The sequence below is a fragment of the Pectobacterium versatile genome (assembly GCF_020166435.1).
GTDB classification, from domain to species: domain Bacteria; phylum Pseudomonadota; class Gammaproteobacteria; order Enterobacterales; family Enterobacteriaceae; genus Pectobacterium; species Pectobacterium versatile.
Genome location: NZ_JAINZP010000013.1, coordinates 18,097 through 41,230, shown reverse-complemented (window position 1 = coordinate 41,230; position 23,134 = coordinate 18,097). Strand labels below are relative to the sequence as shown.

The following is a 23,134-nucleotide window of genomic DNA, read 5'->3' as shown; positions in this document are numbered from 1 at the left end:
CTAATGGAATAGTTTTAATACTAATAATTACTTCATCTGAATCACTGTATATACTGTGATTTTTCTCACTCTGTAAATATAAAAATTAACATCACCCCCTCTTTTCATAAAAAATTCTGTTCATGGGGGTGAAGTGGTAACAAAAAAATAAAAACAAATGTAAAACAATAAATTACCCCCCCCTACGAGGGGTGAGTCAGACATAGAATAATCAAGCCTTAGTAATAAAACCACATTTAAATGCAAATTTATACAGTAAAAACACAGGGGGTTTTATTAGGGGTGAAAAATTAATCAGAAAAAGGGTGATGCCAAATGAGCTACTTTCGAATAATCTAGATATGTGTAAACGTCATTTACGCATATCCATGGGAATAGCAATAGCGCTGTACAATATCTCCTGCAACATTCAGAGTGCGAGAATAGTCATGGCAAAAAACACGTCTTTAAGCAGTATTATTACCGCTTTAGCTAAATCAATGGCACAGGCACAAGATGATGTTGCCGAAGCGCAATCGCTAAATATTCTACGTTTTTTTAAAAAAAAACGTAGAAAAGATCCCGATCTGTCTGTCAGCGATGAAAAAAATATGCTGCCAGGAATTTTCCCACGCAGATTGAAAATCGGTCTTCCTTCTCGTCGCGAAGGTGCAACAGATGATGATATTGATTACTATTGCGTTCCCTTTATTAATCTGGTTCCACTCAGTAGCGTGCGGATTGAAAAAGCCTCCGCCGAATTTGAAGTAGGGCTCACCAATCTTGATGAGTTCGAACCAGGTCATAATAATGAACAGATAAAGCTATTCGCTAATGATGTTCAAGACAAACCCGAACTATTAGAGGAGCAACCATCTCTGCAAGTAGATCTTGGTAGTGGAATCATAAAAAACAAAAATAGCCTATTAGCCAAGATAAAAATAGAAATTGTTCATCAGGACACACCTGAAGGTGTCTCCAGAATGGTGAACGAACTGATAAACAATGCTCAAGGTTATTTTTATACGGGAAAAAAACAGGGAAAGAACAACCGTAATGATGATTTATCAAAGTGATTCCACATAAAAAAAGCCAAAAAATAATTAATTAAATACATCATTCACAATGAATTAACCCACAGCTGAAGGAATCACAATCATGGCAAATGAAATCGCGAATCAATTTAATGGTCTTCCGATGAATGCACTCATCGGTGCGCCACTGCAGGCAGCATGTGAGGCTCAGGTTATGATGGCAAAGGCCACTGTGGATTTTATCAATGAAATCGGTTTTATTACGACTTACAAAGATGGTAATGAAAATATTATTGATAAAAAAGAAGTGAGAAATATTAAATTTGAATACCAACAGAACATTCCACAACAAACCAATGAAGGAATCATCAATATCCTTCAAGATATGGAAATTAATGTCCCGTTGCTTTCTATTGTCAATATACCTGCATTGTCGGTAAAGAAAGTCGATATTACTTTCGATATGGAAGTAAAATCAGCCGTAGAAGAAAAAAAATCATCAGATGAAAGCACAGGACTCAATGCAGGCGGTGGGTTATTTGGCTGGGGTGTGAAAATAAAAGGTAATGTCAGTGCCCATCAGGAAAGCACCAGAAAGACGGATAATTCGGCAAAATACCATATTGAAGTCCATGCTGCTGATGAAGGTATGCCTGAAGGCCTTTCTCGTGTGCTTGATATTATGCAGACCATCATTCAACCTGTCGCCAAACCTCAAGCTAACACGAACAAAGACGCCGACAGCAAGTAGACTATACCCTAAATAATTCGAGTTTCAGGACAAAACGTTAACGTTTTGAACAACAAAAAGCGTTGGCTCTTTAGGGCGAGGCACATGGAAGGGCCGAGTAATACAGCCAACGCACATGCAACTTGAAGTATGACGGATATATAAACTCAGGGTAAGATCTCTTCTTACCCTATATCTATCAACTTGTTGGTAAGGAGAAATTGAATGACATCACAGGTTTTTGACCTCTCAGGCATTCGATTTGTAAAGCGCATTGCTATCGGTAACCCAACCCCCTCTGTTCCTTACTCGGAAGAAGATGCTCTGCGGGCGACAGATCTAGTAAATCGCTGTCTTTCGGAATCTCCGAAGGGACGAATCATTGGTATTGAGAAAAACTTTATCTTACTCAATATGGGAGAACATCAGGTGATACAACAATGGTTGGTTTATCACATTGATTTTGAACGTAAGCCATTATGGATTGATTGATCATGCGCATATCTATCATACAGATAGCCGACAATATTTATCGATCGCACCAACATGCGCAGCGTAAGATTGATCATGATATGGCGCATCAGTATGTGAACCGACTTATTGATCTCAGTTGGCGTACCCAGCAACCACTAAATAACCTTCTGCCTGTTCTGGACTGTCATTGTTACCAAAGCACGCTACACATTTCCTTTTTTGCATACAGTTTAAAATGCCAGCCAGATATATTATATGTCGGAAAACCTGGCATTCTGACACGATGGTTTAGGCATTGTGAAAAAAAGGTTATTAATATCAAAATTCCTGACAGAAATTCAGATCCCCATACACAGTATCTTATTTTTTTAATGGAATTCAGGTAGTGACAGCCCCCATAATTAAAGACAATGGTTCACCGACTAATTACCAATTTTAACGTTTATATATGGAGTTTGCTATGGAAAACGTACCGCATAAAATCGGCCAACCAGGTTTAGAACTGATAAAAACATTTGAAGGGCTCAGACTTAAAAAATATCAGGATGTGGTTGGGAAATGGACGATTGGCTATGGACATCTGCTCCTACCAGGAGAACATTTTCCTGAAGAATTATCGAATAATCAAGCGGAGGATTTGTTACACGAAGACCTTAAATGTTTTGAACGTGATATTAATACTATTGTTACCGTACCTCTTAATCAAAACCAATTTGATGCGTTGGTCAGCCTCGCTTTTAATATCGGTATTGAGAATGTACGAAAATCAACATTATTAAAGTACCTGAATCAAGGTAATTATACACTTGCAGCCACTGAGTTTTCAAAATGGGATCACGCTGGTGGGAAAGAAATACCAGGGCTTGCACACCGTAGAAAAATGGAAAGAGATCTCTTTGTAACAGCATAAAAATATTATCACCCAGCGCCCCTAGCATCTATAAACCTAGGGACGCAGGTGAAATCATTAGCTTTCTGCTTGCTGATTTAACAACACTTCGCACTGGCTTTGAACGCATCACCAAACTCAGAGTTTCCCAGTTCTCTAGGCCAATATTTCATATTGTAAAAACCGAGTTTACTCTTCGCTTAACGTCACCACGTCATACATCACGCTGCCGCCTTTTAATTGCAGCGTGATTGTGTTGTTGCCGTTTTTCAGAAAGCGGGATGACACAGGGATGCGGGCGATGTGATAACGACCACTCTGTAGCGCTCCGCGATAAATGGCTTTGTCGTTTTCGTAAGTCAGCGTTTCCAACGTGCTGCCGTTCACTGCTATCGCCAGCTGTGGCATGGTCGGCTCGCTCATGCCGCTGTTGCTCGCTGCCGCCAGTGCGATATTCAGGAAATAGTTTTTTTTCTCAGGTTGCAGGGCAAAACGGATATCCCATTTTCCCGGTTTGGTCTGCGCGTAATACCAGTCGTGCTGATAGTCGCTGCGGCCAATATCGAACGTCAGGTTTGCAGGAACCTCATGCTGCCAGCGGGTGTTGCGGGCCTCATTGCCAAAGCGGAATTCACTCGCCTGCCGATTGGCCTGCCCAATCGCCCAAACAACCGGTTCGGCTTTCGGTAGGGTTATCACAGGCAGCACTTGCTTATCACCGGAAACGGACAGCGTTTGTTCTGCTAATATTCCCGGCTGCGTACCGCTGTTGGCGTATACCGCCAGATGGTAATTGCCCGGGCGAACATGAGGGATTACAAAATTCCCCTGCGTGTCTGTCGTTGCCTGATACGAATAGCCACGGGTTTGCACATCGAACGGTTCATCCAGCGATGACGAAAGCACGATGGTCACCGGCTGCTGGCTGGCAATGCGTCCGCTCACCTGCGTGCGATCGCGCGCATAGCGGGAATCGTTGACCCAGTTGTACGGCCAACCGACAGCTTCCGTCAGCGCCTGGCGCTGAGCATCCGCCAGCATTTGTTCGGTATCGCCCTGATTGATATACAGCAGCCACGGACCGTAGAATTTTTTCCAGCCCGGCGGGGCGACCATATCCGGCGTACCAAAGTGCGAGCCCGTCATGTAGTTCAGGATGATCGCATCCTGATGCACCAGCAGATCCTGCTTGAGCGCATCGCCGGAGAAATACTCCCGATTGCCGTGAATCAGCCACGCGCCCACACCATTACCGAAAACGCCCCAGAAAGGCGCAGCACGCATGTAACTGGCAAAATCATATTTGGAATAAATGCTGCCATCCGGCAATCGCCAGGTTTCATCCTGCACCTTCGGCGACGCTTCAAGCTGGCTGTAGAGCAGCGGCTTACCCTGACGATCGCCGTTGTAAAGATGATCTAACCGGGCGGGATCGAAGCGATAGACGTTACGCAATTCACTGACTTTAACGTCCTGACTTCCGCTATTCTCAGCAACGACATAGCTATAAAGCCCGCTAACGCCGCGACGCATAATCAGGTGATATTCAAGTCGTAACAGCCCGTCCCGGTCGTCGATATAGGCCACATGCGCTATATCTCGATCGTTGCGCAGCACCTCTACCCGCTCGGGGACAAAATCTTTGACGCCTTTAGCATGAGCATCGTTAATATAGTAATCGAGATAAGCGCTACGCGTTTTACTCGGGTCGCGCACCGCGCCGGACAGGTTAGTGACGATATTTTTGCCTCCCGTCACCATGCTTACCGCGCTGCCATCCTCCCCAAACGCGACTTTTAGCAAGCCATTATCCAGAATGGTATTCAAACCAGAAACGGATAACGACACCGCATTATCCTGCGCGCTATAGCCATAGGGTGCCAGCATGGCCCCCACCAACAACAAGACAGATCGCTTCACAGTCAGCCCTCTTGTGTTCAGTCAGTTAAATCATAATTTTCATCGCGGCGGTTCAAGGTAACGGTCAATGCCAGATATTAGGGGAAACACGGTGATGAGGTTCCCGCAGGGACACCTCGCACCGTGGTAGCCCCGTGTATCTCGATGTCACGTCGCAGCCTTGCCACTAATGTAAAAAAATCAGCTATTTTAAACAGATAGAATGGAGATAACAGGAACAACATAATCGAGGGGATAAGCCCCCTCCTTCACGCCACTGCCAGCAACAACAAGAATCTGGCAATAGCAGGAAGAAAGTCAGGATCGACATCGCAGAAATTAAAACTGATCAGAATGACAGCTCGCGAATCAGTACGGCGGACACCACTTTCCAGCCGCGAATCAGCAGGCTTTGCGCCTCACCGTCCATCACCACCGTGCCACGCAGCACCTGCGGCTGGGCACGATAATCGTCAGGCAGACTGAGCAACACGCGATAAACGGCCTGTTCAGGATGCAGCTTGCGCTGTGCGTCGCTCAACGTGGCAATATCGCCGCCGTAAATCGATGCCAACTCCGGCGCGGCGTTCAGATCGCGGGTTGCCGTGCTGGCAATCTCCACAATAGTGAGCGGCAGCGACGAGCGGTTCACGTCCTGTAAATAAAACGTCCCCTTTGCGCCCGTGCGGAGCCGCTGCCAGTCTTTTTCCGACACGAACGCTTCCACCAGCCCGCCGGTTGGCTTGGTGACGACCGCCAGCCATTCCCCCTGCCCCAGCCACTCACCCGTTTCCAGCGGTGTCGCCATGTCTGCCACCACGCCGTCTATCGGCGCACGCACCGTCAGTTGTTCAGATTGGCGCTGCAATACCTGTAATTTTTGCAGCGCCGCTTCGTGTTCCTGCTTTACTCGCTGGTGATCGCCAGCCGCTTCCTTGTTAAATACCTGAAAGGTGCTTTGCCAGTTCAGCGTAGCGATTTGTCGTTCCAGCTGTTGCCGTTCGTGCGCCAGCGCGTCAGACGACAGCGTAAACAGCGTCTGCCCGGCGTGCACGGGCTGACCAACCTGTACGTCAATGCGCTGAATCATCGCAGGTACGGGCATATACAGGCTGCTTTGCTGTTCCGCCCGCAGCAGCGCTGGGGCGTACACGCCACGCTGCCAGGGAATCATCAGCAAGAGCAGAATCACAGCGCTCACAGTCAGCGTTGTCGTCATATTACGGTTCATACGATAATCCTTACGGCGTTTACTCCACTCGCGTACTTCATTCACCACCGGCATCACCACGAAGTAGCCGATTTCAATCGCGAAAAGCAGCATCCCCAGCAGTTTGAATGTCATGTGGTAAACCAGAATCGCGATACCGGTAAACAGGAAGAAACGGTATATCCACACCGCAAAGGCATAGCCCACCAGCGTACGTTGCAGCCAGCGGGGAAAGTGCTCCGGCGGGGCATCGCCTAAGCCGAACAGCCATTCCCGCATCTGCCAGCGGCCGATAGCAAAGCCTCGGTTTTGCAGGTTCGGCATCTGTAATCCATCGGAAAGCAGGAAATAGCCGTCGAAGCGCATCAGCGGGCTGAGGTTAATCGCCAGCGTCATAATCCAGGTTGTCGTCGCCAGCATAAACGCGGCGCTGCGCAGCATGCCGTCTGGCAAGAAGCTCCATGCCAGCGTCGCCCACGCCGCCAGCACCAGCTCGGTCATCATGCCCGCTGCGCCAATCGCCATCCGCTCCCGACGGCGGGTAAGTTTCCACGAGCCAGACGTATCGGTGTACAGCACCGGCATCATCACCAGAAACGCGACGCCCATCGTAGCAACCCGCGCACCAAAGCGCTTGCAGGTGTAGGCATGGCCGAACTCATGCAGAATCTTGGTAAAACACAGCGTCAGCCCTGCCAGCACTGCGCCTTCCAGCGTGAAGAAATGCAGAAACGTATGCTTGAACGTTTCCCACTGGCGTCCGGCGAGGAATAGCCCCAGCACGGCCACCAGCAGCGTCAGCTTGAGAAAAGTCCGGCTGAAAAACGGCTCGATCCACGGTAAGGTCGCGCCCAGAAAGCGATCGGGGTGCCACAAGGGAATGCGAAAAAATAGATAGTTCTTCAACAGCTTGCGCCAGATCGAAACGCGCGACTGTTCCACCTGACGGGAAAACTGCGCCATTGCCTCATCGCCAGAAACCCGCGTCAGGCTGTTGGCCTGCAAGAAACGGTTGAAATACTGCACATCGCTGTCATCGAGCGTCAGTGCAGAAGTCTGGTTAACCTCGGCCACGATCTGCGCCGCGTTCCCCATCGACCAGCGCGATAGCATCGCCATTTCCGCCCAGCCGATACGAAAATAGAGGCCACGTAGCGGATCTTCCAGCGTCCAGCTAGGCGATCCGTCACGGTTAGCGGGGCCAGCGTGCAGGATCAGTTCATCGCGCAGCGGGCTGAGCCCAGCGGCCGACGTCGCACCTCCGGCCATCGTTAGACACCCAACCAGACGCGCAGTGACGCCAGCGGTTTACGCAGCAGGTAAACGAACAGCACCGTGCGTTTACCGTACAGCTTGGCGGTTCCTTTCAGGCCCACGCGCAGTTGCGGATCATCCTGTGTAAAGCGTGCCCGCAACCGATAGGCCATCACATTGTCCGGCGTCGGCGCGGCGCGATAGCCAATCTGCTCCAGCCGCGCGTCCTGTGCCGAATTCGGCGCTACATTGAGGAACAGGCGCACATCCGCGCCGTTTTCCAACGCAATCGCATCCGCCGCGGGCAACTGGATCTCCAGCTCAACATCGTGCGGATCGGCGATCATCATGATACGTTCTCCCACCGCCACCGAGCGCCCAATCCAGTCGCTGCTATCGTCAAAAATCGCCACGCCGTCGCGCGGGGAAGCGAGCTGCATGCGTTCCTGCTGACGTTGCAGAAAGTCCATCTCGCTCTGCGCCTGTTCACGGCGGCTTTGCAGCACGGCCAGACTGGCCTTGCTATTGGCATCGAACAGCGCCTGCTGCTGTGCCTGACGATACTGAGCATCAGCGGTAGCAAAAGCCTGTCGGGCCGATTCCAGCCGGTTTTCCAGTTCGCGCACGTCCAGTCGCACCAGCGGCTGATTGGCGCTAACGGCCTGATTAGGCCGTACCAGAATGTCATCCACCACGCCCGCCACGGGGGCGCGCACCATCACCGGACGATGCGCGACGATCTCAGCCGGAGCCAGCACCGACTGGCGAACGGGGATCAATAAGATCAGCGCCAGCAGCACGATCCCAGCCAGAATCAAACGACGCTTCTTCGGGCTGGTATTCGTCTGCCGCCGACGTTTTTTCTGCAAACTCGCCCACGCGTGAGCATACGCGTCCGCCAGTTTTTCCAGCAGCACGATCTCGGCTGGCAGCCACGCGCTGTCCCGTGCTAACACCAGCACCAGCGGCGTATCGCCCTGCGCTAAACGCAGCGGTAGCCAGAGTAAAAATTCCGGCAGATGCTCCTGCCACAAAATCTGATCATCAGCAGGCAGCTCGCGGCATTGCAGCGCCTGCGTTTGACGCCCCTCTTCCTGCCACTGACGGCACAGGCGGCTAAATTCGGTACAAAACGGCGCGTTGTGATCGAGCGAGGCCAGCCCGGAAGCCGCCTGCAAGCGCCGTTTATCACAGTCCCACAGCAGCGCCTGCCGATACTTCACTAAATTATGCGTCTCGTTGACGATGAAAAACGCCAGCTCATCCAGCGTTTCACGCGCTCTGGCACGGCTTTGCAGCTGCAACAGCTCGGCCAGCAGTGCCAGCCGGGTATCCTGTTCAGTTTGTGCTGCTGTCGTGTTCCGTTCGGTCATGGCGACACGCTACCGGCATCAGGCGGCACTGTCTGTGCTACGTCACTAATTTGCGCTACGCCACTCATCCCCGGCAGTAATCCAGCGGTGGATTGGGTAATCCGACCAAAGACTTTTACCGACTGGCTGACCGGATCGATCGCCGAAGAAAGGCGGCTGATTTCCGCCGGATAGCTCAGACCAGTTTCATCCAGCGTGACCTGAAAGGCGCTGCCCTGTTTTAGCCACACCAGCCAGCGCGATGGCACGATCATTTCCAGCTCAAACGCGCTGTCATCATAAATCGCCAACAGCTCTTTGCCTTCCGGCACGGATTCCCAACGCTTCACCTTGGTTTCCGTTACGCGACCAGAGAACGGGGCTTTGATGGCACAGCGTTGCAGCATGGCGCGATTGACGCCGCTTTCGGCCTGCGCCATCGACACCGACGATCGCGCCTGATCGACATCCGACAGGCTGATCGAATTGAGCTTATCCAGCCGATCGGCAATCGCCAGCTTCTTACGCGCGGCATTCTCTGCGGCGTTTGAGTAGTTCAGTTTTTCGCGCAGCACGGTGCAGTCAAATGTCACCAGCGTATCGCCCTGCTTGAAGTGTTCACCCTCTTTCACCGCAATATCCGTCACTTTCCCCGCAATTTCGCTGGATAACACGGTATAGCGCTGTGCGCTAAGCTGTACGCGAATGTCTCCCGTTGTCGCAGCCTGCCCCAACAGGGGCAGACCTAACACACTGGCCAGCAATAGCGGACGCATCATGCCGAAAGCCATTAACGCGAACCTCCCGCCTGTAGGGATTGCAGGTTATCCCACATATCCGTGTTCACCACGCGATAAGGCTTACCCGCGCCAGCCGACGATGTCGCAGCAGACGATGCCGTCGTCGACGAGGCAACCGGCTTCACTACAGGTGCTGCGGATGGAGTGGATGCTGTTTTAGCCGAAGCCGTCGTGGTGGCAGGCGTAGCTGGTGTTGACAGGGACAGACGTGGCACCGCAACGCCGCCTTTCTCAAGGTTACCCGTGGTGCGGGCAATTGAGCTGCTCAGCGCCGCCAGACTGACATCGTTCACGTTATCCGGCAGCACATCCAGCCCAGCAGCCTGATACACCGCGCCCAGCGCGTTCTGCACATCGGCAAAGCTGCGGTCACGCGCGCGGGTCGTCAGAATGGTTTCCGTGCTGACGCGCACCTGTTCCATCTGCGTTTCGGCACGATGCTGTACGCTGAGCGTGGTCTGATTAAGGATGCCGCGCTGAATCCGCGCCAGTTCCTGATAGCGGCCAAACATCTGCGTACTCTGCTGATATTCCTGCCAGGCGACGTTCACCTGCGTCAGCACCGCCATGCGCAGCGCCTGACGACGAACTTCTGCCAGATCTTCATTCGCCTGTCCGGCTCGTTTCACCGATGACCACGACAGCACGTTCAGCAGGTTACCACTGACCTGAACGCCCGCGTTCGCCCACTGGTGATTAACCAGATAGCTGTTGCTGTCACCGTTAATACCGGCAAACAGCGACACGCCCGGCAGCAGACGCAGCAGCGATTTACGGGTTTCCAGTACGCTATTGCGGGCCAGATAACTCTCTTCACGCACTTCCGGGCGCTTAACCATCGAGAAGTTTTCCAAATCGTCGAGCGAGTAGGCCATCTTCGGCGCGACCAGGCTGCTTTCGCTCGGCACAACGACGTCATATTTGCTCGACGGTGGCAGGTTCATCAGCGCCGCCAGACGGGATTTCGCCACCACCAGATCGCTGTCGACAATCTCCAACTGGCGCACCATCTCCAGCATGTTCTTCTGGAAACGCAGCGCTTCAACCGGTGCCAATAGGCGTTGCTGTTCCGTCTGACGCGCATATTCCAGTGCCTGACGCGCCTGCGTCAGCGCGGTGGTCACTTCCGGCTGCAAACGCTGTGCCGTGGCCGCTTCCCAATAAGCGGTACGCACCTGACGGGTAATATCGGCCACCACGCGACGACGACGCTCTTCCGCCGCCAGCGATTTGTTCGCCTGTACTTTGGCGTTGAAATAGCTAATACCGAAGTCCAGCACGTTCCAGCTCATCGTTAGATCGGCGGTGCGCATGGTCTGATCCTGACTGGTGGACGCTTCCAGCGACTGCCGTCCAGTGGTGACCGACTGGCTGCTGGAACCGGCCACGTTATCGCGGGTTTGTAACCCAGCGCGTGCGGTCAGTTTCGGTAACAGCATATCCAGATTCTGTACGCCCAACAGGTCATCTTCCATCGCCTGTTCCATCAGCGCGACCCGCTGTTGCAGGTTATATTTCAGCGCACGGGCAATCGCCTCATCCAGCGTGATCGTACCGCGTACTGGTTCCTGATTAGCGAACATCTGCGTTCTGTCGCTCAGCGCCTGTGCGACCTGCTGTTCGATCGTAACCGGTTCAGGTTTGACGGCACAGCCAGCCAGCCCCAGACAGGCAAGAGCTACTGCGATCCGTAACGCCCGAGAACCCGCGGTGCGTGGTGTAGCCTCGTGTTGAACGTTCTGCTGCTGACTGTCGTGTTGCTGGCTATCCCAGAAATGCGCTATGTGCTGATTCACCCGGGTTCTCCCCATCTTCTATTTGTCTGTTCCCTTCATCTTGCAGGCGGTGGGTTGGTTACCGCCTGCAAGCGCCCGGGTTAGTGGTTATACCCGTCATACTTCAAGCTGCTTGTGCGTTGGCTGCCCTTACTCACCCCAGTCACTTACCTGTGTAAGCTCCTGGGGATTCGTGCAGTTGCCGCCTTCACGCAACTCGAATTATTTAGGGTATAAGTAAATAAAATCTCGTCTTAATATTCAGCCTACGTGTGCTATGTACGCAGGCTGCTCAGTTCACTGAGCGCCGCCAGCAGCGCATCCTGTTCAGGCTGATGCTGACGCAACTGTTCGGTAAAGGCGGTTTTACCTGCTGGCGCTAACCGTTCTGCATTCCGGTTTTCAGCCGGGTCTGCGGCAGTGGGAACAACAGAGTGTGCGGGTAATTGCATCGCGCCACGGTCAGTCACCCTCTCTGCGCCATCGCCCTGTCCGGTTTGCAGCGTAATCGGTACGATTCGGCTGGTGCCGTCTGCGGCCTGCGCTTTCAGCGCCAGTTGGATCTGATTAACCTGCACTGCACTGGCATCGGTAATGCGCACCACACTGTTGTGGGCATCGAACTGCACCCACGCAGGCAGCGGACGCCCGTTCGCCAGTTGCAGCGTCAGCGTGGCATTACCTTCACGTACGCTGAACATGCGCTGCGGCAGGCTAAAAGCGAGTGTGCCAGAGGCATCCGGCTGTAACGCGCCCTGCACGCTGCTGAAAGCCGATTCCAGCGACGTTGTCTGACCGCGCACACTCAGGAACAGATTGGAATCAGCCGAACGCAGCGCGGCGTTATCGCGAAGGGACGCCTCAGCGCGTGAAGAGAAATTGACCTGCTCCAGCGTCGGCATCAGCGATGACATGACGGGATCGAGCACCCAAGGGGCATCCGACTGGCGTGACGTATCGGCATCACGCTGGCGTACAGGTTCGGTGACGATGTTGCTTGGTAGCGGTTGTGCTTCCGGGCGAGACAGATCGGCGACAATCGCGCCCAGCGGCTGTTCGCGTTCTCTGTCACTCGAATCAACGGACAGGTTTGCGCCCTGCTGCACCAGTATCACCGGTGCCGCTGTCACGGTGTTATCGGGGTTCACTGGCTCTGTTGGTGTACCGGGATCGACTGGTGTGCCAGGATCGACCGGCGTCGAGGCGGCATTGATCGTCAGCACCACATTGAGTGCAGTCGCGTTACCCGCGCTGTCTCTGGCGGTAATCGTCAGGTTGAACGTTCCCGCCGTTGACGGCGTGCCGCTGAGCGTCCGTGTTGCACTATCAAAACGCACGCCTTCTGGCAGTTGCGCATCATCAACGGTAAACGTCAGCGCATTATTTTCAGGATCGGTAAATAGCGTACTCGGTAAGGTATAAGACCAGTTGGTGCCAGCCTGTGCCGTTGGCGGTGTGAACTGCTCTGCATGACCAACTGGCGGCAGGTTCACCTCTCTCGACAGCGTAACGTCGAGCGCCTGCGCCGCAGAATCGGCTACGCCGTCATTAAGCATCAACGTCAGCGATGTCGCGCTCCCCGTCAGCGGTGCGTTCGTCGCCCAGCTAATCTGACGTGCCAGCACCGTCGCATCCGCACGAGAAAGGGCAGCAGTGAAGGTCACGGTGAGCTTGCCATCCGCCTGCGTGAAGATGGCTACCGCTTGCCCGTCTTTACTAATGACGCCATTCGCTAAGGTAAAACCGTTACCCGCAGTAAAATCGAAGCGATCGCTTGTTGAGGCCGTTTCACCGCGCTGTAGCGTGATGGAGGCACCCTGATAATTTCCCGCCCCGCCGTTCAGTGCATCCAGTTCTGCATCACTGAGAACGATAGAAGGCGCGACAATCACCGCCGGGCCATCAACGCGATAAACCGGCAGGCGAGAAGCTTCATCCAGCACCGACACACCGTTGCCGAGCGTAATCAGACCACCGTCAACTGGCAGCAGATGAGTGAAGCCTGTACCCTCGTTTTTCAGCGTATCGAGTTTTGTCAGCGTCTCGCCGTTCAATACATAGCGAGTGAGCGCACCGTCGCTTTGCGTGACGTACAGCACCCGCGCATCCGCAGCAAGGGCGATATGATTCACCGTGCCTTCTGCCGCAACGCGAGCAAGGTGCGTAAAGGTTCCCGTAGCGGTATCCAGCGAGAAGGCATCGATCTGCCCTGCACTGGCAACAAAGATGCTGCGGCCATCGGCGCTGACCGTGAGTTGCTCCAGCCCTGAAAGTTCTACGGTATTGTCTGCGGCATCGGTAAAGCTGCGGATGTTCCCCAATAGCGTCGGCTTGCCGTCGTCACCACGCGTATACACAATCAGTGATGAGCCACTGCTGGTGTTCGTCGTCACAAATAGCAGATTACCGCGGCTGACTACCTCACTCGATTGCCACAGGTAAGGCTCACTCCACATCCCGCCCTCGACCAGCCCAACATAATCAAGCTTGCCTGTTGCCGTGTCGCGGGTAAACCAGAGAAGGTTGTAGTTGTTGATGACATACAACGTCTTGCCATCATCAGACAGGGTGATCCCTTTGATGTCGTAAAGGTTGCTGTTGTGTATCTCGTAGACATCAACGATGGTTTCTTTATGTTCCAGATTGCCTTCACCATTCCGGCTAAACCAGACAATCGCATTGCCGTCAGCACGCAACGCATACACGCTGTTGCCATCGGCAGAAACCTGTAGCTGGCTTATTCCTGTCACGCCCTCTGCCGCCGCGAAGGTGCGCACATAGGTCAATTCGCCACTGTTCGCATCACGCTGGAATAAGGCAATCGCGCCTTTATCATCGCTGACATACAAAGACAGCCCATCGATCGTACGAGCAGCCGCCGTCAACGTGCCCAGCCCGCTAATCGCGGTGTAGGTATTCACCAAACGCAGTTCATCGGCAGAAAGCACCGGATCGTTCGCCACGACAGGCGTGTCGTTGATCGCGGTAATCGCTACCGACAAGGCCGTGGCTTGAGACTCCAGATAGCGGTCGGACAGCGTCACCGTCACCGCAACCTGGGCGGCTGGCGTACGACTGTCGCTGGCGTAGGTAATCTGGCGCAGCGTATTCTGCACGTCTTCCGTGGTCGGGATTGTGCCTGCATTCGCGTTGAAGCGAATCGTCAGTACGCCATCCTGATTACTAACCTGACCAATAGTGACGCCGTCTTTCTGAAGCGTATTGCCGGATAACGTCAGACCATTTTCAGCACTTTTTGCAGCACTAAAGCCCAGCTTATCCAGCGCCGTTTTACCGTCGCCCAGCGTAATCTTCAGCGTCGCGCCGTCGTAGTTGCCCTTGCCACCATTGAGTTTGTCCATCTGCGCATCAGACACCGTTGCGTCCGGTGCCAGCACGATAGGGTCAGCGCGTTCGGTATACGTCGGCGTCGTCCCTGGAACCGTGATAATCGGTGCGGTATTGGTTTCTGCCGCAGGCACCAGCGTCAGCGTAATCGCCTGTTCCAGCGTAGTTTCCGGTGCGGTTCCGTTATAACTATTTTCCTTGATCATCAGGGTGACATGGCGTTCACCGCTGGGGGCGCTGCCCAGATAGTTGTAGCCGATGCTGTCAATAATCTCGGCGGTTCCACTCGCGTCTCTCCCGACATACAGGAGGACCGTCGCTTTACCGTCCTTCACATCAACAGAATATTGCAAGCCGCTGGCGGTGCGTGGAACACCGTTGGATTTTTCGAGCACAATCGTGCTGCCATCCACGCTAATCGTTTCGTTAGGCCCTGAGACATCAAACGTTAACACGACCTGCCAGAGGGTTTGTCCGCTCTCGATGGTGTCAATCTGGGTATCTTTAAACAGCTTAACGAATTCACCGTTGCCCGGAACCTGTGGGTTGAGCACCGTTGTATTCAATATCGCCGGATCGTTCACGCCAACGAGATTGACGGTGATATCCATGTTAGCGGTGTTATTGTCACCGTCATTAATACTGAAGGTGAAGGTCGGCGACGATCCTGCTTGTTCAGGATCCTGACTGGTGTTCTGGTAAGTAATCTGGCGCAGCACATTCTGCGCCTCGGCTTTGGTTACCGCTGCGATAAATTTAATCGTCAGCGCCCCATCCACTTGAGTAAAGGTCGCGATTACAGAGCCATCTTTTATGATGTTGTTGCCATCAAGCGTTAAACCGTTTTCGGCCTTAAAGCCAAAAGTGTCTTCCGGTAGACCACCATTTTCCCGACCAACGGTGATACTGGCACCGCGATAATCACCCACACCGTTATTTAACGCATCGAGCTGCGGATCGGACAGACGACCAGACGGCAGCAGCACTGTGGCATCGTTACCTTCGGTATAGCTTGCACCGGCAATGCCAACATTCAGAACATGGACCTTATCGCCACCAATCAGGTAGAGCTGCTTGCCATCGGCACTCAGTTCCACCTTTTGCAGATCGGAGAAAGAAATGCCAATCGGGCTATCCCAACCACCGCTAAGGGTGGCTTTCAGCGTCAGGCTGCCATCGTCCGCGCGGGAGAATACAGAAATGTTCTTACCGATCACGAACAGGGCCGTACCATCGGCAGAAACGACCAGATCGGTCGCTAACGCCTCACCGGAATCGCCGCCGTCATCGGTGATTGCCGTTGTTTCTGCCAGCGTCAGCGCCCCATCAGCTCCCACCGTGATGGTATTCAGCGTGTGACTTTCCCCATCGGAATTAATCGCATAGAGGGTTTTACCGTCAGGAGAAAGAGCCAGCGAGCGGATGTAGTACAGGTTGTCACCTTCAGCACGAATCTGGGAAAGCTGGCTCAGTTTGCCTTCTACATCGATGCTGAACGCGGTGACGCCGACCGCATCCCCAGCGCCGGCAACAAACAAATAACGCCCGGTTGGATCCAGCACAAGACGGCTCGCACCAATCAGATTATCGGTTTGGGAAACGGCAGACAGCATGCCGTCTGCACCGCGTTTAAACACCAGCACGCTGCGGCCGTCAGTATCGCTGTTGGACTGGGCGGCCGTTACATAGAGGTAATCGCCTTGCGAAACAATGTGGGAACGCACGTCCAACGAACGCCCGCCCAACGCCGCTTGGTCAAGGATACCGGCTTGCGTCAGTTCACCGTCGCTGCCAACGCGGAAAAGGGCCACTGCGTTGCCTTCACTGCCCACCACATACAGGTACTGTCCATCAGAAGACAGAATCACATCTGACGCACCGGCCAATCCGGCATTGTCTACCACGTTATCGTTTTGCTCTGTCTCATTGTTATAGACGGAGCGGTAGTTGAAGAAGGTTTGCGACAGGGTGAATTTCCCTTCCGCATTGCGCACAAAGACGCTCAGTACCGCTGACCCACTATCAGGTGAGCTCACGACATAGAGCGTTTTGCCATCCGCGGACAGTTGGCTGTCTTTTACGCCTGTCAGCACATCCACATAATTATTGGAGTCATAGCCATCAAGGGCATAGTCATTCTGAAGAGAGCTGGACTCACCGCCGAGCGCCGGCATTTGTGCAGGATCGGAGGCAATAGTCAGCGTAATCGTCTGCTCCGCCTGTTCACCCGATGCATCGGTCGCCACGACGGTAATAGAGAAGCTTCCCGCACCATTGAGTGCTGGCGTACCGGAAATCGTGCGTGTGTCTGAATCGAAGGTTAAACCAGCCGGAAGGCCATTGACCTGTAGCGTCAGCGCACCATTTTCAGGATCGCGGAACAGATCGTCAGGAAGCGTTTGTTCGTAATGCTGTCCAGCCACGCCAGACGGCGGGGTATACGCATCGTTATCCACCACTGGTGGTTTATTCTGCACCAGCGTCAATAGCAGACTCGTCTCCTTACCGCCGTCGCTAAGGGTGATATTCAGTGGAATCGATGCACCCGCCGCATCACCATCATTACGGTAAGTCACCTGATGCAGAACCTGATTGGCGACCGTTTTAGTCACGCTGTCGGTAAAGACAATCTTCGCCGTGCCTTCGCTCACGCTAAAAGTGGCGATTGTCGCGCCCTGATACTGAATGTCGCTACCGGACAGCGTCAGGTCGCCTCCGCTCTGGAAAGCAAAATGGTCATTTGCCGATGCGTCGCCATTACGACTAATCGCAATCGTCGCGCCATTGTAGTCATCGGCAGCATCCAGTTCTCGGTCTGACAGCGTGACGCTCGTGGTAAACGGCATGTCCGCTGTCTGGCTATAAGGTGCATTTGCTGCCGCAGTGAGCACATTCAGCCCGGCAAAGAAAGTGCTCACCCCAGCATAGATATTCTTACCATCCGCACTGACGGCGAGATGGTTGACAGTGTTAACGGAGAGCTCAACGCTATTGCGGTAGGTTAACGCGCCGGAATCGCTATCGCGGCTCAGTACCAGTAGCGACTTACTGCCGAACGCTGCGACATACAGCGCCGAACCATCTTCGGAAATCACCAGTTCACGTAACGCCAGCGCGTTCGCAGGAATATGGCCTGCACTATACAGATTCAACGTCCCGGCGTAGGTCAACGCCCCTGTATCTGCATCACGGCTGAAAATCGACACAGTGCCCTGCGAGTTTGATGACACATACACAAAACGGTTATCCGGTGAGATAACGATATCCTGCAACCCCTCAAGGTAGCGGTCGTTTTGCGGAATCTCCGCGCTGTTCACATCAGCCGCTATGGTGCTTTTATTGATCGTGGTGACGTAATCCAGAGAACCCGACTCCGCATCGCGCGACAGCACGGTAATACTGTGATTCCCTAGGTTAGAGAGATAGGCCGATGTGCCATCGCTGGACAGCACAATACCGCTTGGGCTTTTCAGCGGAATGGTATCGCTACCAACCAGTGAACCGACAAACGTCAGCGCACCGGAGGTGGTATCGCGCGAGAAGAAAACAACGGCGTTTTTAGTGGTCGCACCATCGACTGGCGTCACGCCGTTAATGGCATACAGCGACGTGCCATCATCGGACAGCACAATCTCAGACACTGCCGCATCCAGACCGCTAACACCATTCACGCCCTGCGTAGCGACAATCCCGACATAGCTCAGTTGGCCTGTCGTGGTATCGCGGCTAAATTGCACCAGCGAGTAGGCGCTTCCGCTTCCTCCCGCGACATACACGCTGGAGCCATCTTTCGACTGCGTCAGCGTAGTGATGGTGTTCAGACCATTAACCTCAATCGCAGGGGTGGACGGATCGTCCTGTTCGCCCTGCGTGAAGCTTTGTAGCAACGTCAATTCGCCGGTTTCTGCATCACGGGCGTAAACGCGTAGATAAGTCTTGCCGCTGTTATTGTTCCCTTCGCTACCGGTGACCAGCAGGGTTTTACCATCCTGAGAGACACTGATCGCCGAAACGCGCTCGTTGTAACCGCTTAGCGTACCCGCGTTGTAAAACAGCGTGGCGTCAGGGGAATAGATTGCATCAACCGCAGGCGCATCGTTTAAGGCCAGATTGATGCTGCTGGAGATCGCCAGCGTCGCGGTGTCGCTCCCGCCATTGGCAGTGCCGCCGTTATCCTGCAACTCGGTTAGCGTAATGGTACGCAAGCCGCTGGCGCTGGTACTCTCTTTGCCAGCCGAATAGCTCAGACCGTCGACCAGCGTCATCATCGCCATGCTGCTAATGCCCTGAACGCTGCTCAGCACCAGTGAAGACTCACCGCTCAGGGCGTTATAGGTGTAGGTATACTGGTAACCGCTAGCCGTGGTGCCCGCGCTGTCCTTACTCAGATCGATGACTGTGCCATCCACCGTCAGGTACTCCTGATTCGGGTTGTTTAGGCCATCAATACCGATCGACAATTTTGTCAGCGCCTGTCCAGCTTCCCCAGTGTTAATCGCGGTGTCTTTGAATAGCGTGACGGAGGAGCCGCGCGTATCCAGCGTCAGATTGCTTCCACCCTGACTAACCAGCGTTGGCACACTGTTAGCGGTCAGCAGCAGCGCGACCGTGGTTACCGTGCTGTTCAGCTCGCCATCGTTCGCGGTCACCGTCAGCGCGACGGTTTCGGTGGCGCTCTGGTTGCTGACGTTGCGGTAGGTAATTTGTTTCAGGACTGCATTGGCAGTTTCTTTCGTCACCTCGGTGGTAAACGTCACGCTGAGTACGCCCTGATTCTGCGTGAATGTCCCAATCTCCGTGCCTAATTGCAGAACTTTTCCATCCTGCAGCGTCAGATTGTTACCTGCACTTAGGCCAAATCTATCGTCTGCGGAAGGCGTTTCACGCCCAATGGTCAACGTGGCACCTTTATAGTTGCCTGCACCGCCGTTTAACACATCCAGATTGCTATCGGAAAGCGCGATATGGTCGGCAAAGGGTAATTCGCTGCCATAGAGATAAGTTCGTAATGCGCTAAAGCGCTGGATGGCCTCACCAGCGATCAAGAGTGATTGTCCATCGGGTGACAACACCATGCCACGCGTATCGCCAATATTCTGAATCTGGCCGCCTTCCTTCAGCGCCCCTGTCGACGTGCTTACACTATAAATCTGCAACTCGCCTTCGCTGCTCAGCGCATAAAGCTGGCTACCGTCGGCGTTAAGATAGAGCGCGTTAACGCCTTCCAGCGTTTTCGTGTCCGTGTGGACCAGCGTTTTTCCTTCAGCACCGTCACGCAGTTGGTAGACGCTGATTTCTCCGCTGTCAGGATCGGCAACATAGATGAACTGCTGATCCTTCGAGATCGCTAATTGGTAGTCTACTGCGCCATAACCTTCCCCAGACGTTTCCAGCGTGGCGACAGACGTTAATGTCCCGTTCTCACTCCGCTGGAAAACCGATAGCGTATGCTTCGCCCCCATCCCAACCGTGACAACATAGTCACCGCGACTTGCCACAATACCGCTACGATCAATCCCGCTGTCACTCACGCGCTGAAGGAACGTCAGCCCCCCTGTCGTCGTATCGCGAGTAAAGATGACCATGCCGTTCCACTGTGTGGCAACATAAACTTGGGTACCGTCACTGGAGACAGCCAGCCCGGTGATATTGCCGTTTTGCGAAGCAATCGTCTGGGTATATACCGGCTGCTCGTCGCTGCCGCTGAGCCGAACCACCTGCCCATTGTCGTCGAGGCTCAGCGCAACAATATTGCTATTACCAGTGATAGCGTACAGAGAACGGTTGTCAGCACTCAGTGCGACTTCTTTCACATCCTTGAGTGCGCTTATGCCGCTCAGCGTCTGGCTCGACGTCAGCTTGCCATGGTCGCCGACGGTAAAGACCCCCAGCGTGCCATCGCTTCCTATGGCATAGGCATAATTACCATTACTGGAATAGCGCACGTCCTGTGGGGATTCCATACCAGGCACGATGATTAATTCAGCCAGTTCCGGCGCATCTGATGCGGATACCACCGGAGCCACATTGATCTTGCTGTCGATAGTGACTGTAGCGTGAATATTCAGATCGGCAGTATCGGTATCATCGCCGCCCTCATCGCTCAAGCTTTTCAGCGTCACCACCACGTCACCGCCGGCCACGGTTTTATCCAGCGGCTGGTAGGCGATACTGTCAATCATCGCCCTTGTATCCGCGAGGTTATTGGTGAAACCGTCGATATTAACGGTCACCGTCGTGGTTTCTCCGCTCACTGCCACGCGGTATGAAAAACCATCCCCTTCCGCGCGCGTCGTCCCACTCCCTGATTCCAGCGTAATACTTTTACCGTCGATGACTAATGCCTGATTCGCGCCCGTACGGTTAACGGTGATCACTAAATCTTTCAGCTCTTGTCCGCCGTTATCCGCCGACACGCTAACGTTGCTGAACAGATCGACCGGTTGGAAGCTGTCGCTGCTGTCGGTGATGGTGACCGTCGCCTTAACCGGCGTGGCATCAACGCCGGGCGCGGTATCCGTTGCCGCGACGTGCGCAGCCACATCTACCGCGGTGACCACGGCAGCGGCGTCAAACATCATGCGCGGTTCCAATACCCACGCCTGACGCGGTGTGCGCGTTAAGCCTGAACCAGATTTTGAGCGGGAAAAAGTCATCGTGTCATGTCCTGTAATGAAAGGGGCAAATCGCGTCATTCCTGGCTACCTTCAGCGGTCATTCAACCAACCGAACATAGCCGCCCTCGGTTTCGATCTGGCCGGCAATACGATTCAACCGTTGAATCAATTGATCCTCAACGCCCTCTGCGCCAAAGCCTGCACCATCGATAAAGCTCATGCGTTTTTCACCTTCGGTGCAAATCAGCAGGCCCGGCGTCGCTTCGGCGTCAAACAGGTTGCGGCCAAAATCCTCTGGGTCGCCGGGGCGAATGCCGACAAAATAAAATTTGATATTGCGCGCACGGAAGCTGGAACACAGGTCGCGGAAGCGCTGCGCAGCAAAGGTACGGGCGGGATCCGTGCCGGTTTGACCACTAAATGCATTGCGGTTGAAGTTGTAGCTGTCGGTGTCGAACCAGTTACCAATCGTGTTAGCCATCATCACGATCACCTTTTGCCCGTCACCGTTGCCGTCCAGATTGAAATCTAGCGGCAACGTGGCATCGCCCCAGCCGTCTGAACCGCGCATGTTGGGTGACAGCGCCGCGCCCGCCCATGACATGCCGATGGCGTAATTCGTGTTGAAACGGGCAGAAAACTGTTCGATACGCTGATTCAGCCTGCTTTCTTCATTGGTCAGCGGCATCAGCGCGGCGTTCGGGCACCCTTTGTCTGCCACGATCCAGCGGGTATCTACCGCATTGGTATCGTCAAAATCGGGATTCGGGCCGCGCCAGGAGATAGGTGGTGCGCCGGGACTGCCGTTTTGCGGCAAATCGTGGCGGTAATAGACCTTGAATTGGCCGACGGGCGGTTCATCCCAGAAGAAGTTTTCTTCCCGACCCAGCCCACGATACATGCACAGCAGGTTAGCGCGACGATCAGGAAAACGGCGGTCGGCCATGCTACTCACCACGCCACTGGCAAACAGCGAGCGCAGTTCTGGCGGGTTCAACGCACCCGGTGCAGCCCAGCGCCGAATGCGGTTGGCGTCTTCCGCATCGTATACGCTAACCGACTGACTGTACGGCACCAGCGATAGCCACAGGTTGTCACGTTTGCCGTCTGCGCTGCTCAGCATGCGCTCAACGAAACTGCGGCTAACGCTTTTCAGCGAACGGATATCCCCCTCACTCATATCCCCCGTCACCGGCATGACAAAGGCAATTTCGGTCGGGCGGTTGATGACTTCGGCGGTCGAATACACTTCTTGCTTCCTCGCACCGAGGCTCAGCAAACTGGGTTTGGTTTCGAAGGCGACGGTGACGGTATAGGTTTTACGCGTCTCGCTGTTGCGCCCTTCCGTGACGGACACGTCACCTGCTGCCAGTTTTTCACTCAGAGCACTATTCATCCCCAGATTGTTTTTGACGTAGTCATACGCCAGCTTATTGGTCTCTTCCTGACTGTATTCTTCGCCATTAATAGTCGCCTGATGCCCGACGGCCAACGCAGCGGCATCCGTCGCACGTTTGATTTGCGTCGCGTCGCCGGTTGCCGTGGAGGTATCGACAATAAAAGCCGCCGTCACCAATAACGCCATTGCACCCAGCGTATAGAATGCCGTGCCCGCACCTTTTTCCTGCTGAATAAAGGCAGATAGGCGTTCACGCCAGAACAGAGTGATTCCGGTAGCGTCTTTTTTTACTCTTCTGTTCTGTAAGGTTTTTTTCATTCCTTCCTATCCTGTATTCCTGGATTCAGCGCGTACTCAACCCGCCCATAAAGCGG

The 23,134-nt window shown here is 53.8% G+C and carries 11 protein-coding genes; 4 read left to right on the top strand and 7 right to left on the bottom strand.

Annotated features, from left to right (window positions below; translation table 11 throughout):
- Positions 1-428: 428 nt before the first annotated feature.
- From K7X24_RS15045 to K7X24_RS15030, 4 genes are all read left to right on the top strand, one after another.
- Complete coding sequence (locus K7X24_RS15045) at positions 429-1,055, top strand: DUF2589 domain-containing protein (protein ID WP_224555591.1); 627 nt, start codon at positions 429-431, stop codon at positions 1,053-1,055.
- Positions 1,056-1,137: 82 nt separating this feature from the next.
- The gene (locus K7X24_RS15040) at positions 1,138-1,764 is read left to right on the top strand and encodes a DUF2589 domain-containing protein (protein ID WP_224555590.1); all 627 of its coding nucleotides are present in this window, start codon (positions 1,138-1,140) and stop codon (positions 1,762-1,764) included.
- A 204-nt stretch (positions 1,765-1,968) separates the two neighbouring features.
- The gene (locus tag K7X24_RS15035; protein WP_224555589.1) at positions 1,969-2,235 is read left to right on the top strand and encodes a hypothetical protein; all 267 of its coding nucleotides are present in this window, start codon (positions 1,969-1,971) and stop codon (positions 2,233-2,235) included.
- A gap of 442 nt (positions 2,236-2,677) precedes the next feature.
- Positions 2,678-3,127, top strand: coding sequence for a lysozyme (locus K7X24_RS15030; protein ID WP_224555588.1), 450 nt, complete (start codon positions 2,678-2,680; stop codon positions 3,125-3,127).
- A 168-nt stretch (positions 3,128-3,295) separates the two neighbouring features.
- Here K7X24_RS15030 and K7X24_RS15025 read toward each other — a convergent pair whose 3' ends face one another.
- The 7 genes from K7X24_RS15025 to K7X24_RS14995 all read right to left on the bottom strand — a co-directional run bounded on the left by K7X24_RS15025 (position 3,296) and on the right by K7X24_RS14995 (position 23,078).
- Positions 3,296-5,026 (bottom strand): polysaccharide lyase family protein, encoded by a 1,731-nt coding sequence (locus tag K7X24_RS15025; RefSeq protein ID WP_224555587.1) that lies wholly within the window; start codon positions 5,024-5,026, stop codon positions 3,296-3,298.
- A gap of 328 nt (positions 5,027-5,354) precedes the next feature.
- Positions 5,355-7,484: an HlyD family efflux transporter periplasmic adaptor subunit gene (locus K7X24_RS15020; RefSeq protein ID WP_224555586.1), complete on the bottom strand. Its 2,130-nt coding sequence runs from the start codon at positions 7,482-7,484 to the stop codon at positions 5,355-5,357.
- A gap of 2 nt (positions 7,485-7,486) precedes the next feature.
- A complete protein-coding gene (locus K7X24_RS15015) occupies positions 7,487-8,842 on the bottom strand; it encodes an efflux RND transporter periplasmic adaptor subunit (RefSeq protein WP_224555585.1) in 1,356 nt (451 codons plus the stop codon).
- A complete protein-coding gene (locus K7X24_RS15010) occupies positions 8,839-9,612 on the bottom strand; it encodes an efflux RND transporter periplasmic adaptor subunit (protein WP_127031594.1) in 774 nt (257 codons plus the stop codon). The genes K7X24_RS15015 and K7X24_RS15010 overlap by 4 nt, the downstream gene beginning before the upstream one ends.
- The gene (locus K7X24_RS15005) at positions 9,612-11,417 is read right to left on the bottom strand and encodes a TolC family protein (protein ID WP_224555584.1); all 1,806 of its coding nucleotides are present in this window, start codon (positions 11,415-11,417) and stop codon (positions 9,612-9,614) included. Before K7X24_RS15005 ends, K7X24_RS15010 begins: the two co-directional genes overlap by 1 nt.
- A 254-nt stretch (positions 11,418-11,671) precedes the next feature.
- Entirely contained in the window at positions 11,672-21,400 is a 9,729-nt protein-coding gene (locus tag K7X24_RS15000; protein WP_224555583.1) for a beta-propeller fold lactonase family protein, read from the bottom strand.
- A 58-nt stretch (positions 21,401-21,458) separates the two neighbouring features.
- Positions 21,459-23,078: a Tad domain-containing protein gene (locus K7X24_RS14995; RefSeq protein ID WP_224555581.1), complete on the bottom strand. Its 1,620-nt coding sequence runs from the start codon at positions 23,076-23,078 to the stop codon at positions 21,459-21,461.
- Between the last annotated feature and the right edge of the window lie 56 nt (positions 23,079-23,134).

Excerpts from the sequence above, each read along its gene's own strand:
- K7X24_RS15035 (WP_224555589.1), top strand. The coding sequence starts at position 1,969 with ATGACATCACAGGTTTTTGACCTCTCAGGCATTCGATTTGTAAAGCGC.
- K7X24_RS15045 (WP_224555591.1), top strand. The coding sequence starts at position 429 with ATGGCAAAAAACACGTCTTTAAGCAGTATTATTACCGCTTTAGCTAAA.
- K7X24_RS15000 (WP_224555583.1), bottom strand. The coding sequence starts at position 21,400 with ATGACTTTTTCCCGCTCAAAATCTGGTTCAGGCTTAACGCGCACACCG.
- K7X24_RS15020 (WP_224555586.1), bottom strand. The coding sequence starts at position 7,484 with ATGGCCGGAGGTGCGACGTCGGCCGCTGGGCTCAGCCCGCTGCGCGAT.
- K7X24_RS15030 (WP_224555588.1), top strand. The coding sequence starts at position 2,678 with ATGGAAAACGTACCGCATAAAATCGGCCAACCAGGTTTAGAACTGATA.
- K7X24_RS15015 (WP_224555585.1), bottom strand. The coding sequence starts at position 8,842 with ATGACCGAACGGAACACGACAGCAGCACAAACTGAACAGGATACCCGG.
- K7X24_RS14995 (WP_224555581.1), bottom strand. The coding sequence starts at position 23,078 with ATGAAAAAAACCTTACAGAACAGAAGAGTAAAAAAAGACGCTACCGGA.
- K7X24_RS15010 (WP_127031594.1), bottom strand. The coding sequence starts at position 9,612 with ATGGCTTTCGGCATGATGCGTCCGCTATTGCTGGCCAGTGTGTTAGGT.
- K7X24_RS15040 (WP_224555590.1), top strand. The coding sequence starts at position 1,138 with ATGGCAAATGAAATCGCGAATCAATTTAATGGTCTTCCGATGAATGCA.